We start from the raw sequence: 13,951 nt of genomic DNA, 5'->3' as shown, positions 1-13,951 counted from the left end.
AGGCTAGGCGCTGCGCACGGTCGTGGACGACGCCCGCTCGGCGTGGTTGAGCCACAGCACGAGGCTCAGCGCGCCGATCGAGCCCGTGGCGAGCAGCAGCACCAGCCAGGGCCAGCGGGTGGCGCCGAGGGCGCGCAGCCGCCGCTGTGCCAGCGCCCAGACGAGGGTGGCCATGATGAGCAGGTCGAGCCAGATCTGGGTCTCCCAGGGGGTGCCGACGTGCTCCTGCCAGAGGTCGAGCGGCCCGTCGACGACGGCGTAGATCGACCAGGCGGTGAAGGCGGCGAGGGGGAGGGCCGGCAGCCACCAGGCGCCGACGCGCTCGCCCGGGGCGAGCAGGATCGCGACGCAGGCGCCGACGGCCACGACGGCGCCGGCGAGGGAGACGATCTCGGTGAACTCTGCGGTGGTCATGGCCCCAGCCTGCGAGAGCCAGGTCGTCGTCTCAACTACCTGTCAGGTAGTTGTCACCGCGCCCCGGAGGCGCTTCGATCGCCGGGTGAGCCTGACGACGACGACCCCGTCCGACCCGGTCAGGGGTGTCGGTGAGCTCGTCGCGCTCCTGCGCGAGGCCCGTGCCCGGCGGCGGATCAGCCAGCTCGACCTGTCCCTCGAGCTCGGGATCAGCCAGCGCCACCTGTCCTTCGTCGAGCTGGGCCGTGCTCGGCCGAGTCGTGACCTGCTGCTGCGCTGGCTCGGCCAGCTCGACGTGCCACTGCCGGAGCGCAACCGCGCCCTCGTGGCCGCCGGTCACGCGCCGGCCTACGACGACAGTCCGCTCGGGGCGCCGGAGCTCGCCGAGCAGCGGGCGGCCCTCGCCCATCTGCTCGCCTCCCACGACCCCTGGCCGGCGTTCGTCATCGATGCCGCGTGGAACCTGGTGGCGGCGAACGCGGGCGCGGCGCGGCTGTTCGCCGTCCTCGGGGTGGAGGTGGCGGAGGAGGCGAACCTGCTCGACCTCGCGCTCGGCCCGTTGGCCGGGCTGATCGTGAACCTCCCGGAGGTCGCGGCCTCGCTGCTCGAGCAGCTGCGGGCCGAAGCCGTGCACGAGCCGAGCCTGCGCGAGCGGCTGGCGCTGGTGGAGGCCGCGGTGGCCGATCTTCCTGCGCCGACCGGGCCTCGTTTCCCGCCCACGCTCGTGACCCGTTACGCGAGCACGGCGGGTGAGCTGGCGTTCCTCAGCATGTTCACCACGTTCGGCACCCCGCACAGCGTCACGCTGGCCTCGCTGCGCGCCGAGCTGATGTTCCCCGCGGACGACGCCACGCGCGCCGTCCTCGCGGCCGAACCCTCGCCTCAGTCGAGCGGTTCGTAGTCGGACCCGCTGGCCCACTGGCTGCGGTCGATCGCGGTGAGCATGTGGTCGATGATGGCCGTGGCGACCTCGTCGGGGACCTTCTGCAGCGGGCCCTCGAGCAGCAGCATCGACATGCCGTGCACCGCGGCCCAGCACGCGAACTCCGCGCCCGCTCGGGCATCGGGGGAGAGGTAGCCGACGCGCACGAGGTCGTCGAGGCAGTCGTTGAGCTGGCCGAACGGGCCCGCGTGCTCGCTGTCGGCCAGGTCCATCGCCGGCGCCGACTCGAGGGAGGGGTAGCCGGCGAACGCGACGCGGAACAGGCCGCGCTCGCGGCGAGCGAAGTCGATGTAGCCGCGGCCGAGCTCGCGCAGCCGCAGGCGGGCGCGCCGGACGGGGTCCGGGTCGCTCACGGCGGCCAGCCGGGCGGCCCCGGACTCGGTGAGCGCGGTCATGCCGACGTCCGCGATGGCGGCGAGCAGCTCGTCGCGGTCGCTGAAGTGGCGGTAGGCGGCGTTGTGGCTCACGCCCACGCGGCGGGCGAGATCGCGCAGCGCGACGCCGTCGGGTCCGAGCTCGCGCACGGCGTCCACGCCCGCCTCGACGAGGGCGGTGCGCAGGTTGCCGTGGTGGTAGCTCGTGCCGGCCGACGCGGTGCTCACGGAAGGAACCCTAACCCGTTCGGGCGGGAATGTTGACACCGGTAACGCGCATCGGCCATGCTCGTGCCCTCGGATGTTGACACCGCCAACACTTGGAATCGCATCCCACCGCGGTCCGCCCGCCGACCGCAGTCCTCCCGATGACCCTGCACGCCCCGAACGGAGTCCGCCGATGTCCCGTCCCGCCAGCCCGAGGGTGGTCCGCAAGCCGCTCGTGCTCCTCACCGTCTGCCTCGCGGCGCTCAGCATCAACCTCGACACCACGATCGTGAACGTCGCGATCCCCGAGCTCGGCACCGAGCTCGAGGCCGGAACCCGCCAGTTGCTGTGGATCGTCGACGGCTACAACCTCGCCTTCGCCGCGCTCGTGCTAGCGATGGGCAGCCTCTCCGACCGCTTCGGACGACGCCCGGCGCTCGTGCTGGGCCTCGTCGGCTTCGCCGCGGCGAGCGGCATCGCCGCACTGGCCACCTCGGCCGGCCAGCTGGTGCTGCTGCGCTTCGTGATGGGCTTCTTCGCTGCGCTGATCTTCCCGACGACGCTGTCGATCATCTCCAACACCTTCACCGAGCGCCGCGAGCGCGCTGCGGCCCTGGGGGCCTGGGGTGCGGCCACCGGCCTCGGCGTCGCGCTCGGCCCGGTCACCGGGGGCTGGCTGCTCGAGCACTTCACCTGGCACGCGGTGTTCTGGGCGCTCACCCCCGTCGCCCTGCTCGCCACCGCGATGACGCTGGCCTTCGTGCCGGAGTCGCGCGACCCCTCGGTGCCGCGCCTCGACTTCGCCGGCCTCGGCATCTCGGTCGCCGCCCTCGGTCTGCTGACCTACACCATCATCGAGGGCCCCGAGCACGGCTGGTCGAGCCCGGAGACGCTGCTCGGCTTCGCCGGTGCCGCCGCCCTGATCGCGGTGTTCGTGGTGGTCGAGCGCCGTGTGGCCCACCCCATGCTCGACGTCACCCTCTTCGCCGACCCCCGATTCAGTGCCGCATCGGGCGCCGTCACCGTGGCCTTCTTCGCGCTCTTCGGCTTCATCTTCCTCATCACGCAGTTCTTCCAGTTCGTGCGCGAGTACTCGCCGCTCGACGCCGGCGCCCGCACGATCCCGGTGGCGCTCTCGATCGCCATCGCCTCGGTCGTGGGCGGGTTCATCGCCCCGAAGCTCGGCAGCAAGATCGTCGTGACGGCCGGGCTGACGCTGCTCGGCTCGTCGTTCCTGTGGATCTCGACCAGCGGCGTCGACGTCGACTACCCCAGCACGATCGTGCCCCAGATGGTGCTCATGGGTCTGGGCCTCGGTCTGGTCAGCACCACGGCGACGGAGTCGATCCTCCAGGTGCTGCCGCCGGCCCGCGCCGGCGTCGGCGCGGCGGTCAACGACGCCACCCGCGAGCTGGGCGGCACGCTGGGTGTCGCCGTGATCGGCTCGGTGTTCTCCAGCGTCTACGCCGACCGCCTCGCCGAGCTGCTCTCCGGCCGGCTCCCTGCCGAGCAGCTGGCCTCGGCGCAGGAGAGCGTCGCCGTCGCCTCCGGCATCGGGCGCCAGGTCGCCGAGGTGCAGGACGCCGTGGGTCTGGCCTTCATGGACGGCCTCTCCGTGGGCTGCATCGTCATCGGCTCGCTGTGCCTGCTCGGTGCGCTCGGAGCGCTGCTGGCGCTGCCGGGCCGGGGCTACGCGGCGCCGGCGTCCGTCGTCCACGAGGACGACGGGGAGGCCGCGCTCGCGACCGCCTGACCGCCGTCCTCGGCCCACCGGTCCGGGCCGACTGCTTCAGTAGGCGGTGCGGTCGTCGTCGGCGAGCCAGGTGTCGAAGGGGGTGGGGGCGGTGGGGAGGGGGAGGTGGTCGATGCGGACCTCCCACTGCTCGCGCGGGGTGGCGAAGAGGTCGTAGAAGGCGAGGTCGTCGAAGCCGCCGCGGGCGGCGTCGTGGCGGTCGGCGGCGAAGACGACCCGGTCGACACGGGCCCAGAGCGCGGCCGAGAGGCACAGCGGGCACGGCTCGCAACTGGTGTAGAGCACGCAGCCCGCGAGGCTGAAGTCGCCGACCGCCTGGCAGGCGCCGCGGATCGCCATCACCTCGGCGTGGGCGGTGGGGTCGAGGTCGCGGGTGACGCGGTTCTGGCCCTCGGCGAGCAGCTCGTCGCCGCGCACGATCACGGCACCGAAGGGGCCGCCGCCGGCCCCGACGTTGGCGGTGGCGAGGTCGACGGCGTGCTGCAACCAGCGGGCATCGACACCGGCGGAGTGGTGGGCGGGGGCGGATGCGGTCATTCGACTTCTCCCAGTCGTTCGTAGGTCTCGCTGATCGCCCGCACGCGAGCGGTGCCGCGGCGCCGTGCGGCCGACAGCACGGCGTCGGCGAGCACGCTCACCAGCGCCATGGGGGCGGCGTAGCTGTCGAAGGCGAGCTCGTGGGTGAGCGGGCACTCGAGCCAGTGCTCGGCCCCCGCCGCGTGGACGACGGCCGTCGGGTCGCCCACCAGCACGACCCGCGCGCCGGTGGCGCGGGCGGCGTCCAGGAAGTCTCCGAGGTGCGCGGGGCGGCGGCGGAAGCCGATCACGACCACCGCGTCGCCGCGGCCCAGGCCGACGAGCTCCTCGCCGGTGGTCTGGCCCGGCACCGGCGCCAGGCGGACGTCGTCGCGGGCCTGGGCGAGCTGCTCGCGCAGGTGCAGCGCCACGGGATAGCTGTTGCGCCAGCCGACCACCAGCACCCGCGAGGCGCGGGCCAGGAGGGTGGCGACCTCGGCCACGGCCGGGTGCTCGACGGCGCGCAGGATCGCCGCCTGCTCGTGAGCGGCGAGCGCCGCGGGGTCGGGGCGGCCGTCGCTGCGCCGCGGCTCGCCGCTGCCGCCAGGGCCGCGCAGGCCGCGCAGGTGGTCGCGCACCTGGTCGAAGTCCTCGAAGCCGAGGCTGCGGAACAGTCGGCTCATGGTGGCCCGCGAGACGCCCGCCATCGCCGCCAGCTCGGCGGCACGGTAGGTGGCGAGGTCGTCGAGGTGCTCGAGCAGGGTCGCCGCAGCACGACGCTCCTGCGGCGTGAGGTCGGCGTGCCGGGCCGCGATGCGCTGGTCGATGCGCTGCTCGCCCTCGGACGGGGCCGCCGGCGGCCCGACCCGTGCCACGGCCTCGCTCATCGCCGGGCTCCGGCGTGGGCCTCGGCCACCGCCAGCACGGCGTGCTCGAAGGCGTCGAGGCCGAGCGCCACGTCGTCCTCGCGCACGCCCTCGTCGGGGTGGTGGCTGATGCCGTCGTGGCAGCGCAGGAAGAGCATGCCGATGTCGGTGATGTCGGCGATCGCCATGGCGTCGTGGCCGGCGGGGCTCCACAGCCCGAGCGGGTCGGGGTGGTCGGTGGCGCGGATGCCGGCGACCACGGCGTCCTGCAGCCAGGGCGCGCAGGGGGCGGCGGGAGCGACATGGGTGTCGACGACGTCGAGGCGCAGGCGGCGGGCGTCGCAGATCGCGCGCATCTCGGTGAGGATCTTCTGCCAGGCGCCGTCGCGTGCGGCGTCGGTGGTGGCACGCAGGTCGAGGCTGAGGTCGGCGCGCCCGGGCACGATGTTCACCCCGCCCGGCTGCACCGCGATGCGCCCCACCGTGCCCAATGCACCGGCGTCGCGGGCGATCCGCTCGACGGCCACGACGATCTCACTCGCCCCGACCAGCGCGTCTCGGCGTCGCTCGTAGGGGGTGCCGCCGGCGTGGCGGGCCTCGCCCGTGATGGAGATGCGGAAGCGGCGGGCGGCCGCGATCGTGGTGACGAAGCCCAGCGCGTGGTCGGCCGCCTCGAGCCGTGGGCCCTGCTCGATGTGGGCCTCGAGGTAGCCCACCAGCTCGTCCGGACGACGCGCCGCATCGCCGACGCGGCGCGGGTCGAGCCCGAAGTCGAGGAAGGCCTGGTGCAGGCTGACGCCCTCCCGGTCGCGCAGGTCCCACCAGTCGTCGTTCCAGCTGCCGGCGACCGCACGACTGCCCATGAGAGCCGTGCCGAAGCGCGCCCCCTCCTCGTCGCTGAAGCCGATCACCTCGAGCGCGAAGGGGAGGGGGGCGAGCTCGCCGGCGTCGATGCGCGCTCCCAGGCGCTCGGCGACGGCCACGGCCATCACCACGCCGAGCATGCCGTCGAAGCTGCCGGCGTCCGGCACGGTGTCGAGGTGGGAGCCCAGCAGCAGCGCCGGCAGTCCGGGGGCGGCGCCCTCGCGTCGTCCGCAGATGTTGCCGGCGGCGTCCTGCCACACGCGCAGTCCGGCGCGGCGCATCCAGCCGGCCACGGGGGCGTTGGCGGCGCGGTGCTGCGGGGTGAGGTGGGTGCGCTCGAGATGGGTGGGGGAGGCGGTGAAGGCGTCGAGCTCGCTGCAGCGCAGCATCACCTCGGCGGCGCTCGTCATGCGGCCGCTCGTGCGTAGACGGCGAGCGCGGCCGCCGTGCCCTCGCCCGAGGGCACGGGCACTCCGGCGGTGCGCAGGGCCTGCTCGAGCGCGGCCAGGGTGACGAGGACGGCGTCCTTGCGGGCGTTGTAGCCCATCGTGCCGACGCGCCACACCCGCCCGTGGAGCGGGCCGAAGGACGTGCCGATCTCGATGCCGTAGTCCTCCAGCAGCCGGGTGCGCACGGCGTCGCCTCCGGCCGCGCCGAGCCGCTCGGGGATCTCGACGGCCACGACGTTGGTCATCTTGTGGGTCTGGTCGCCGAAGAGCGCGAGGCCGGTGGCGGCCAGGCCCGCGGCCATCGCGTCGCCGTGCAGCCGGTGCCGGGCGACGACGTTCTCGACGCCCTCCTCCAGCAGCAGGCGCGCGCACTCGCGGGCCGCGTAGAGCATCGAGGTGGCCTCGGTGTGGTGGTTGAGACGCCGCGGGCCCCAGTAGTCCATGACCATCGCGAGGTCGAAGTAGTTGCTGGCGATCACCGAGCCGGTGCGCACGTCGTCCTCGTCGTCGTCGCGGGCGTCGCGGATGCCGGCCTCGACGCGCTTGCGCGAGCGGATGAGCGCCGCCGCCTCGTCGCTGACGGAGATGGGTGCCGCACCCGACGGGCCGCCCAGGCACTTCTGCAGGCCGGCGGTGACCACCGAGACGCCCCAGGCGTCGGTCTCGAACGGGTTGCCGCCGAGGGAGGCGGTGCAGTCGACGTAGAGCAGCACGCCCTGCTCGCGGCAGATGCGGCCGATGTCGTCGAGCGGCTGGCAGATCGTGGTGGAGGTGTCGCCCTGCACGCACGCCACGAGCTTCGGGCGCACCCGCACGATCGCCTCCTCGACCATCTCGGGCGGCACGGCCTGGCCCCATGGCACCTCGACGGTGTGCACCTCGGCGCCGCAGCGGCTCGCGATCTCGGTGAGCAGGTGCCCGAAGCGGCCGAACACCGGCACGAGCACGCGATCGCCCGGCTCCAGCAGCGACACCAGCGCCGCCTCGATCCCGGCTCGAGCGGTGCCGTCGACCACGAAGGTCTGCTCGTTCGCGGTGGCGAACACGCCGCGGTAGAGCGCCATCGTCTCGTTCATCGTCGCGGTCATGAACGGGTCGTACTGCCCCACCAGCTGGGTGCCCATCGCCCGCAGCACGCGCGGGTCGCAGGTGATGGGGCCGGGCCCCATCAGCAGGCGCGGCGGCGGGGCGATCTCGCTGGTCATCGGTGCTCCTGGGTGCTGACGGGACGTGTGAGCAGGCGGCCCGACGGTCGCGATCCGCCGGGGGAGTCGAGGTCGAGCTGCCGGCCGGCGAGGACGGTGTGGGTGACCCGCGCGTCGTAGCGCCGACCGTCGTAGGCGCTGATCGGGTTGCGGTGGGCGAGGCGGGCGGCGTCCACCTCGAAGGGAGCGGCCTCGTCGAGCACGATGAGGTCGGCGGTCGCGCCCGCCTCGATGCGGCCGCGATCGACCAGCCCGACGAGGCCGGCGGTGCCGCGCGACATCCACCGGCTCACCTCGGCGAGGCCGACACCCCGCCGCCCCGCCTCGTGGACGACGGCCGCGAACCCCACCTGCAGCCCCGCGACGCCGCCCCACGCCTGCTGCAGGTCGCCGTCGCCGGCGAGCTTCACCTCGGCGGTGGCCGGCGAGTGGTCGCTCACGACCACGTCGATGAGGCCGCTGCGCAGGGCGTCCCACAGCGCGTCGCGATTGCCGCGGTCGCGGATCGGCGGGCAGCACTTGAACGCGGGTGAGGCGTCGGGCACCTCCTCGGCGGTGAGGCACAGGTAGTGCGGGCAGGTCTCCACCGTGATCGGCAGCCCCTCCTCGCGGGCGGCGGCGAGCAGGTCGAGGGCGCGTGCGCTGGAGAGGTGCAGCACGTGGGTGCGGCAGCCGGTGCTGCGCGCGACGTCGATCACCCGCGCGATGGCGGCGGTCTCGGCGGCGTCGGGGCGACTGAGCAGGAAGTCGGCGTAGGCGCGGCTGGGGCGCTGGGGTGCGGCGGCGAGCACGTCGGGGTCCTCGGCGTGCACGATCAGCAGCCCGCCGTCCCGGGCGGAGCCGGCGGGGGAGGGGAGCGCGGCGATGGCCTTCGCGGCCGCCGCGAACTCCTCGGGCGCCAGCGGCGGGAACTCCTCGACCCCCGAGGGCGACAGGAAGCACTTGAAGCCGAACACGCCGGCCTCCCACAGCCCCGGCAGGTCGGCGAGGTTGCCCGGGACGGCGCCGCCCCAGAAGCCGACGTCCACCTGCACCTGCGGCACGGCGGCGGCGCGCTTGAGGTCGAGCGCAGCGGCGTCGGTGGTGGGCGGCAGCGAGTTGAGCGGCATGTCGATGATCGTCGTGACGCCGCCGAGCGCCGCGGCCCGGGTGGCGGTGGCGAAGCCCTCCCACTCGGTGCGCCCGGGCTCGTTGACGTGCACGTGGGTGTCGACCACCCCCGGCAGGACGACGGCCGTGTCGGGCACGTCGAGCACCTCGCCGCCCGCGACGCCGCCGGCGAGGCCGCCCGCGAGGCCGCCGGCGTCGAGCGGCTGCACGGCCGTGATCCGCCCGTCGGCCAGGTGGACGACGGCGGGCACGAGGGCGTCGTCCACGAGCACGCGGCGGGCGCGGACGGCCGCGATCGCGGTGCTCACGCGAGGGTCCCGGGCAGACCTACCCAGGCCTGCGGCACCGGCTCGCCGCTGCGCGCGACGCTGGCCGAGATGAGGCCGTAGGGGCGGTCGGCCGCTACGAACACCTCGCCGGGGTTGTCGAGCCCGAAGGGCGCGAGGTCGACGAGGACGTGGTGCGTGTTGGGGCAGCTGAGCCGGATCTCCTCGACCTCGGGGCAGGCGTCGAGGGCCGCGGTCGCCATGGCGTGGATGGTCTGCTGCAGCGCCAGGCTGTGGGTGGTGGCGAAGGCGTCGGTGAGCGCGGCCGTGATCGTGGCGTGCACGTCGTCCCAGGGGAGGTCGGTGGCGCCGGGGGCGTAGCGCCAGGTGGCGCTCACGCTCGTGGCGAGGATGCGGTCGTCGGTCTCGCCCAGGGTCGTGTAGCGATCGCGCGGGAAGCCGTGGAACTCGCTGCCCGTGCTCTTGAGCACGACGAGGTCGCGCAACCCGGCGAGCACGTGGGTCTGCTCGCCCCAGGTCTGCACCCAGGCCGTGCGCACCCCCGCACCGCCCCGCACGAACGAGTGGCCGTTCGCGGGCAGGCGCTCCCAGCCGTAGGACTCCGCGTGCAGCCAGGTGCCGCTGACCCACGGCTGCGCGCGCCAGTGCTCGGCCAGCACGAGCAGGAAGGCCTCCGGGCCCGCCACGCCGTGCTCGCGGGCGAGCGCGAACACCGTGTTCTTCTGGGTGTCGGTGGCGTGCACGTGGGCGTTGTCGCCCTCGGTGTAGGCGATCTCGAAGTCGCCGCGCAGCTGGGTGGTGACGTTGAGGTCGCGCAGCGTGTGGCGCCCGCCCTCGCCACGATCCACCGTGACGAGGCGGCACTCGGCCTTGCCGTGCTGCAGGTCGGAGAGCACGTAGTCGCTCATGGGGGCTCCTCAGCTGCCGCGGTAGGTCGTGTAGGAGTAGGGCCCGAGCAGCAGCGCCACGTGGTAGTGCTCCTGCGTGGCGTCAGGGCCGTCGTCGACCGTGAATGCCACGGTGATCTCGGGGTGCAGGTGGTCGCGGCCCTGCGCGTCGAACCACGCCCCGGTGGCGAAGACGAGCCGGTGGACGCCGCCCGCCAGCTGCTCGGCGAAGCGCACCCGCCCGTCGTCGTCGGTGGTGGCGCTCACCGCGATCCCGTCGCCCTCGAGCACCACGTCGAGACCCGCCGCCGGTCGGCCGAGCACCGAGTCGAGCACGTGCGTCGACAGGGTGCTCATGCCATCGCCCCGGTGTCGATGCCGACGAGCTCGCCCAGGCGGAGCAGCGCGATCTCGGCCAGCTGCTCGCGGGTGACCTCGAGCTCGGTGACCGGATCGTTGGCCAACCGCTGCTCCAGCAGGTCCAGCAGCTCCGCGCCGGAGCGACCCTTGGCGCGCACCAGGTAGATGCGACCGAAGCGCTCCTCGTAGCGCGCGTTGCCCTCGGCCAGGCGCCGCGCCAGGTCGGCGTCGCCGGCATCCACCCCGGCCTGCTCGCGACGCGAGTGGGCCGACGACGCGCCCTCCCCGCGCGGTCGTTCGCCGATGCGCGGGTGGTCGGCCAGGGCGGCCTCCACCTGCTCCGGCGACCAGGCGGCGGCGAGCGCGCGGGCGTCGTCCACGAGGGCGGTGGGGGAGCCGTAGGGGCGGGCGCCCGCCAGCCGTTCCGCCCAGTCGTCGACGGCGGCGCAGGCCAGCAGCGCGGCGCGCGCCTCCGCGTCGTCCAGCGCGTTGAAGTCCTCGATGTGCACCGATCCTCGCTTCCCTCGTCGCTGAAACTAGAGCCTCCATGTGAAGGCGGCGCGAAACAATCGTTTCAGCGGCGTTTCGGCGTTTCGGCGGCTCGCGCGGATCCGGACCGGTCGGCATCGGCCCGGACCGGTGTCGCAGTCAGCCTCCGAAGTCGGCCTTGCGGATGCGCGCGTGCGCGCCCTTGACGCGGTCGACGACCTGGGAGATGTCGATGTCGGTGGCGGCGCTGAGGTAGGCGTACGCCAGGTGCGGCGCCATGCCGTAGCGCGCGCCGAGCAGGGCGATCGCGTTGCGCACGCAGTTCGCCACCGCGACGTCGAGGTCGGGGTCGAGGCCGGTGGGCACCAGGTGCTCAGCGGTCTCGACCAGCGGCCCGGCGAGCTCGCCGAAGTGCGCCAGCGCGTCCTCATGGGCGATCACCTCGAAGCGCACGGTCGCGCGCAGCGAGGCCTCCAGCGCGGTGAGCGCCACCTCGCCGTCACCCTGCGCGAAGTGCGGGTCGCCCACGTAGGCCAGCGCGCCGTCGACCTGCACCGGCAGGTAGAGCGTCGAGCCGACGGTGAGCAGGTTGATGTCGATGTTGCCGCCGAACGCGCCGGGCGGCACCGAGTGCGGCCGCTCCGGCTCGGCGGTGGCCACGCCCATGATGCCGAGGAACGGGGCGATCGGGAACGACACGGTCGGCGGGGCGTCGTCCACGAGGGGGAGGAGGGCGCGGCTGCCGGTCTCGTCCAGCCGGGTGAACACCGACACCGTGCGACCGTCGAGCGGATACTCGCCCGGCAGCGCTCCACGACCGTGCCGGTTGGAGATGACGCCGTACGGCACCCGGGGCAACGCCTCGACCACGTGGACGGCGAGCAGGTCGCCGCGGCGCGCCCCCTCGACCCGCACCGGCCGCGACACCACGTGCGGGCCGTCGAGCTCGGCGTCGCGCTCGATCGCGGACGCCGCCAGCGTGATCGCGTCGGCGAGCACGCCGTCGCCGTCGACACCGTGGCGGGCGAAGAAGGCGAGCGGGTCACGACCCTGGTCCTCCAGGATCCCCTCGTGGCTCACGGTGTCGAAGGTAACCTCGGCGCCCGGGTCGACGCTCAGCACGGGTGCGTCGCCCGCGCACGGCAACCGGCCCCACAGCACGGTGTCGGGCTCCACCGGCAGGTAGGACGACGAGCGGATCGGCCCGGAGTTCGGCTGCAGCACCACGCGCCGCAGGCTAGGGCGCGGATGTCTCGTCGATGTTTCGTGCCGCTGCCGCGCCCGGTGGCTCCTCGATCAGACCGCCGGCGCCGTGAAGCCGACGTGATCCTCGTGCAGGGCTCCCGGATTGGCCCGCCACCACCGCACCGCCTCGCGCACCGCCGGCGCGGCGGTGGCGTCGGGCATGAGGTCCATCCGGCGGTGCATGCCCAGGCACGTGACGGCGGCCGGCGCCATCCCCGGGATGTCGCTCACGGCTGCGGTGGCCACGCGGGTGGCGAGCGCCTCCTCGAGCGGACGGCGCGTCTGCGCCAGGGCGGCCATCACCGCCATCTGGGCGGCAGGTCGCCGCTCCTCCAGCGCGGCCGCGAAGAGGTCAGCGTCGTCGGTGGCTCCGGCCAGGCGCGCGGTGAGCGACCAGGCCGCGCAGGCGACCTCCGGGGCCTCGTGGGTGGTGTGCCCCAGGGTGGCTGCCGCGACGGCCCGCGAGTAGGGGCTGGCGATGATGAGGCCCGTGGCGATGATGCGCCGGTCGCGGTGCACGTGGAAGAGGGCCTCGCGCAGCAGTTGGCGCAGCATCAGGTCAGGGTCATGGCTCTGGCGGTCGAGCGCGGCCTCGGCCTGGGTCGCGATGCGGTCGCTGATCTGGCGCGCGGTGGAGGCGGACACGAGCTCGCGAGTCTCTCGGGCGCGCAGGAGCCTCGCCTGCTCCGAGCGACTGGTCACCGCCTGCAGCGCCCGGGTGAAGTGCTCCTCGGGCAGCCGGCAGGTGAGGTCCAGCGTCACGGTGGTGAGCGTGCTGCGGGCCGACGTGCGATGCGTGCGCAACAGGTCGACCACGAAGGGCTGCACGCTGTCAGGATCCGGCTCCTCGGTGTCGCCAAGGGGATCGCGTCGTCCGAGCCAGGTGGACGACGCGGCTCGGGACGCCGCCGCGCGCACCTGCGCGTCCTGGTTCTGCACCATGTGCACCAGCAGGTCGCCCGCGCCGGTGCCGAGGAGCCCGAGCGCCGGGAGCACCCGTGCGGTCAGCTGAGCCCCCGGCTCGAGGGCGAACCGGGCGATGCCCGCGCTGAGGTGCGGCTGGGCGATCGGCAGGCGCAGCATCGAGATCGCTGCCTCGCAGCGGCGCAGGTACGCCAGGCCGATCGAGCGCGCCAGCTCGCTGACGAGCAGGTCCGCCATCGAGCGCCACGACCGCACCGGCAGGTACACGTGCTCGAAGGACGACAGCAGCTCGGAGAGCTGGAGCCATTCCGCCCCGGTCATGGAATGGCGCTGCACCTGGTCGAGCAGGCCGTCCAGCTCGGCGGCGGTGTGCACGGCCGTCGACGGGCGCAGCTCGAGCCGGTCCGGGAGGTGGCCGCCCCGGTAGAGCAGTCGGCGGGCCGCGGTGAGCAGCATGTGCGGCACGCCTGCGGCGCACTCGTAGGCCCCCACGAGGTGCGGCGGCAGCGGCTCGAGCCCCGATTCCCAGCGCGAGATCCGGCTGGAGTCGGCCCGGATGCCGGCCGCACGGAGCTTCTCGACGAAGTCGACGCGGTTGGGGGTCGCGCCCATCACGCGCGCGGTGGTCAACAGCCAGGCCAGACGCTTCTGACCGTCGAGCGCGGTGTCGGTGGCTGCGACGTCGTCGAAGGGGAGTCGCTGGGGGCGACCGCGGGGTCGCTGGCCTCGGTCTGGCACGTCGGGAGCTCCGAGATGAAAGGGGTACCACCAGTGACCCGCACTGGCCTGACGGGTCGATGTGCGCGCTGTGCACCGACCTCGGAGCGAGGCCGGTGTCCCCACCTGCGCGGTCTCGACGAAGCGCAGCCTGCCTGCGTGAACGAGACGTGAACAGATTGGTTCACAAAGTTGCAGGAATTGAAACAAACGAACCCCGTCTCCGCCATTTCCCCGGCTGCCGGCGGGGCGGGATAAGTGGGATCCGCTGCTGCTCCTGAAAGAAAACTGAGATGTGGCCTCGGTCACGGGCAGTGTTCGCCCGGCGTCGGGCTCCAGGG

General features: G+C 73.9%; 14 protein-coding genes. 2 read left to right on the top strand and 12 right to left on the bottom strand.

Annotated features, from left to right (window positions below; genetic code table 11):
* Positions 1-3 precede the first annotated feature (3 nt).
* A complete protein-coding gene (locus ACERUN_RS16260) occupies positions 4-414 on the bottom strand; it encodes a hypothetical protein (RefSeq protein WP_370291082.1) in 411 nt (136 codons plus the stop codon).
* An 85-nt stretch (positions 415-499) separates the two neighbouring features.
* On the opposite strand from ACERUN_RS16260, the gene ACERUN_RS16255 reads away from it, so the two are divergent.
* Entirely contained in the window at positions 500-1,315 is an 816-nt protein-coding gene (locus ACERUN_RS16255) for a helix-turn-helix transcriptional regulator (RefSeq protein WP_370291081.1), read from the top strand.
* Here ACERUN_RS16255 and ACERUN_RS16250 read toward each other — a convergent pair.
* A complete protein-coding gene (locus ACERUN_RS16250) occupies positions 1,297-1,959 on the bottom strand; it encodes a TetR/AcrR family transcriptional regulator (protein ID WP_370291080.1) in 663 nt (220 codons plus the stop codon). The genes ACERUN_RS16255 and ACERUN_RS16250 overlap by 19 nt on opposite strands.
* A gap of 172 nt (positions 1,960-2,131) precedes the next feature.
* On the opposite strand from ACERUN_RS16250, the gene ACERUN_RS16245 reads away from it, so the two are divergent.
* Positions 2,132-3,691: an MFS transporter gene (locus ACERUN_RS16245; RefSeq protein ID WP_370291079.1), complete on the top strand. Its 1,560-nt coding sequence runs from the start codon at positions 2,132-2,134 to the stop codon at positions 3,689-3,691.
* Positions 3,692-3,727: 36 nt separating this feature from the next.
* On the opposite strand, the gene ACERUN_RS16240 is transcribed toward ACERUN_RS16245, so the two are convergent.
* The 10 genes from ACERUN_RS16240 to ACERUN_RS16195 all read right to left on the bottom strand — a co-directional run bounded on the left by ACERUN_RS16240 (position 3,728) and on the right by ACERUN_RS16195 (position 13,631).
* The gene (locus ACERUN_RS16240) at positions 3,728-4,228 is read right to left on the bottom strand and encodes a nucleoside deaminase (protein WP_370291078.1); all 501 of its coding nucleotides are present in this window, start codon (positions 4,226-4,228) and stop codon (positions 3,728-3,730) included.
* Entirely contained in the window at positions 4,225-5,094 is an 870-nt protein-coding gene (locus ACERUN_RS16235) for a MurR/RpiR family transcriptional regulator (protein ID WP_370291077.1), read from the bottom strand. The genes ACERUN_RS16240 and ACERUN_RS16235 overlap by 4 nt, the downstream gene beginning before the upstream one ends.
* Entirely contained in the window at positions 5,091-6,347 is a 1,257-nt protein-coding gene (locus ACERUN_RS16230; protein WP_370291076.1) for an allantoate amidohydrolase, read from the bottom strand. Before ACERUN_RS16230 ends, ACERUN_RS16235 begins: the two co-directional genes overlap by 4 nt.
* A complete protein-coding gene (locus ACERUN_RS16225) occupies positions 6,344-7,591 on the bottom strand; it encodes an alanine--glyoxylate aminotransferase family protein (protein ID WP_370291075.1) in 1,248 nt (415 codons plus the stop codon). The genes ACERUN_RS16230 and ACERUN_RS16225 overlap by 4 nt, the downstream gene beginning before the upstream one ends.
* Positions 7,588-9,009: an allantoinase AllB gene (gene allB, locus ACERUN_RS16220; RefSeq protein ID WP_370291074.1), complete on the bottom strand. Its 1,422-nt coding sequence runs from the start codon at positions 9,007-9,009 to the stop codon at positions 7,588-7,590. Before allB ends, ACERUN_RS16225 begins: the two co-directional genes overlap by 4 nt.
* Complete coding sequence (pucL, locus tag ACERUN_RS16215) at positions 9,006-9,896, bottom strand: factor-independent urate hydroxylase (RefSeq protein WP_370291073.1); 891 nt, start codon at positions 9,894-9,896, stop codon at positions 9,006-9,008. The genes allB and pucL overlap by 4 nt, the downstream gene beginning before the upstream one ends.
* Before the next feature lie 9 nt (positions 9,897-9,905).
* Complete coding sequence (gene uraH, locus ACERUN_RS16210) at positions 9,906-10,232, bottom strand: hydroxyisourate hydrolase (RefSeq protein ID WP_370291072.1); 327 nt, start codon at positions 10,230-10,232, stop codon at positions 9,906-9,908.
* Positions 10,229-10,744 carry a 2-oxo-4-hydroxy-4-carboxy-5-ureidoimidazoline decarboxylase gene (gene uraD, locus ACERUN_RS16205; RefSeq protein WP_370291071.1) on the bottom strand — a complete coding sequence of 172 codons (516 nt, stop codon included), beginning with the start codon at positions 10,742-10,744 and terminating at the stop codon, positions 10,229-10,231. The genes uraH and uraD overlap by 4 nt, the downstream gene beginning before the upstream one ends.
* Before the next feature lie 139 nt (positions 10,745-10,883).
* Positions 10,884-11,951 (bottom strand): acetamidase/formamidase family protein, encoded by a 1,068-nt coding sequence (locus tag ACERUN_RS16200; RefSeq protein ID WP_370291070.1) that lies wholly within the window; start codon positions 11,949-11,951, stop codon positions 10,884-10,886.
* Positions 11,952-12,020: 69 nt separating this feature from the next.
* Positions 12,021-13,631: a hypothetical protein gene (locus ACERUN_RS16195; RefSeq protein ID WP_370291069.1), complete on the bottom strand. Its 1,611-nt coding sequence runs from the start codon at positions 13,629-13,631 to the stop codon at positions 12,021-12,023.
* Positions 13,632-13,951 lie beyond the last annotated feature (320 nt).

It is taken from the genome of Nocardioides sp., assembly GCF_964229035.1.
GTDB lineage: Bacteria > Actinomycetota > Actinomycetes > Propionibacteriales > Nocardioidaceae > Nocardioides.
Note: the sequence above shows the minus strand (reverse complement) of the source record. Positions and strands in the feature narration are given on the sequence as shown.